We start from the raw sequence: 2,276 nt of genomic DNA, 5'->3' as shown, positions 1-2,276 counted from the left end.
GCCGTGCGCGGCGCCGAAGCGCCCGCGCCGGCCGACGAGCGCCCGCTGTTCCAGGCAGCGCCCGGCGCCGCGCGCCGGGATCGCGCCACGCCCACCACGACCCTGCCCAAGCAATGGCCCGCGCAAGCCTTCGAGCCTGCCAAGCGCGACATCTTCCAGCCGGTGCTGCCACCCGCCCCGCCACCGCCGCCCGCGTCCAAGCCGGTCGCTGTCGTCGCGCCGCCGCCGCCCGCACCGATGGCCCCGCCGATGAACTACCGCTTCTTCGGCCGCATGCTCACGCCCGAAGGCACCACCATCGTCTACCTCGTGAAGGGCACCGGCGCGCCGATCGAGGTGGCCGTCGACCAGCGCCTGGACGACGGCTACGTCGTCGAATCCATCACCGACCAGGCCGTGCAGCTGGTCTTCCCGCCCCTCGGGCAGCGCGCCACCATCGGCATCACGCCGCCACCGCAGTGAACGCCAGCAGCTCCATGACCTCCTTCGCCCGCTCCCTCCGTGCGCTGCCTTTCGCGCTGGCCGTGCTGCTGCTCGCCGGCTGCGCCGAGCAACGCTTTCGCGACGAGGCCCAGCAGGCGCTGCGCGCCGGCAACTACGAGCAGGCCCTCAGCCAGCTCGACGCCGGGCTGAAGGAATACCCGAACAGCACCACGCTGCGCAGCGGCCAGGTGCAGGCCCGCACCGAGGCGCTGGCCCGGCTGATCGCCGAATCGGCCGCCGCACGCGCCGCCGGCCGCTACGAGGTCGCCGAGCAGGCGCTGCGCCGCGCGAAGGCGCTGAACCCGACCAGCAGCCGCATCGACGACCTGCTCGCCGACGTGGCCACCGAGCAGCGCCAGCGCGCCGCGCTCACCGAGGCCGAGCGCCTGGCCGCGGCGCAGCAGGGCGTCGCCGCGCTGCGCGTGGTGGAGCAGGCGCTGAAGGACAACCCGCGCAACTCCGACCTGCTCGCGTTCCAGCGCCGCATCGAGGTCGACGTGCGCCAGGCCGAGGCGCGCGCCAACCAGAAGGGGCTGGCCGAGACCCGCCCGATCTCGCTCGATTTCCGCGACGCCGGGCTGCGCACCGTGCTCGACGTGGTGTCGCGCAACAGCGGCATCAACTTCATCCTCGACAAGGACGTGCGCCCCGACGCCCGCGTCACCGTCTTCCTGCGCTCGGCCCGTGTCGAGGACGCGATCGACCTGATCGTCAGCACCAACCAGCTCGCGAAGAAGGTGATCGACAGCCAGACGCTGCTGATCTACCCGAACACGCCCGAGAAGCAGCGCGAGCACCAGGAGCAGGTCGTCAAGGTGTTCTACCTCGCGAGCGGCGACGCGAAGGGCGCGGCCGCCTTCCTGCGCTCGATGCTGCGCGTGCGCGAGCCCTATGTGGACGAGCGCACCAACATGCTCGCGCTGCGCGAATCGCCCGAGAACATCCAGCTCGCCGAGCGCCTGATGGCCCTGTACGACGCGCACGAGCCCGAGGTGATGCTCGACGTCGAGGTGATCGAGATCCGCAGCACCCGCCTCACCGAGCTGGGCGTCAAGTTCCCCGACACCTTCGCGCTGACGGCGCTGCCGCCGGCCGGCGCCACCGGGCTCACGCTCGGCAACGTGCGCAACCTGACGCGCGACAACATCGGCCTGACCGTCGGCAACCTGCTCGTCAACCTGCGCCGCGAGGTCGGCGACTTCAACACGCTGGCCAACCCGCGCATCCGCGCGCGCAACAAGGAGAAGGCCAAGATCCTGATCGGCGACAAGGTGCCGGTGATCACCGCCACCATCGGCGGCAGCGGCAGCTTCGTCTCCGACAGCGTGAACTACATCGAGGTCGGGCTGAAGCTCGAGGTCGAGCCGACCATCTACGCCGACGACGACGTGGCGATCCGCGTCGCGCTCGAGGTCAGTTCGCTGGCCGGCCAGGTCAAGACCGCCTCGGGCACGCTCGCCTACCAGATCGGCACCCGCAATGCGTCGACGCTGCTGCGCCTGCGCGACGGCGAGACGCAGATCCTGGCCGGCCTGATCAGCAGCGAGGACCGCTCCAACGCGAGCCGCGTGCCGGGCCTGGGCGACCTGCCGGTGCTCGGACGGATCTTCTCGAGCCAGCTCGACGATTCGTCGCGCACCGAGCTGGTCCTCGCGATCACGCCGCGCATCGTGCGCAACTTGCGCCGCCCCGACGCGAACGAGACCGAGATGTGGGTCGGCACCGAAACCTCGCCGCGCCTGCGGCCGACCGGGGGCCGCGCGGCTGCCGTCGTGCCCGCTGCCGGAGCGAGC

General features: G+C 71.7%; 1 protein-coding gene and 1 pseudogene. Both read left to right on the top strand.

Annotation, left to right across the window (positions count from 1 at the left end; genetic code table 11):
• Positions 1–462, top strand: a pseudogene (locus AC1DXV_RS33920) (hypothetical protein); the annotation flags it as partial.
• A gap of 14 nt (positions 463–476) precedes the next feature.
• Positions 477–2,276: secretin GspD/PilQ domain-containing protein (locus tag AC1DXV_RS33915; protein ID WP_477937963.1), on the top strand; the 1,800-nt coding region annotated here is incomplete at its 3' end.

The sequence above is a fragment of the Rhizobacter sp. P3_C12 genome (genome assembly GCF_056402735.1).
This window is presented reverse-complemented; position numbering and strand designations above follow the sequence as displayed.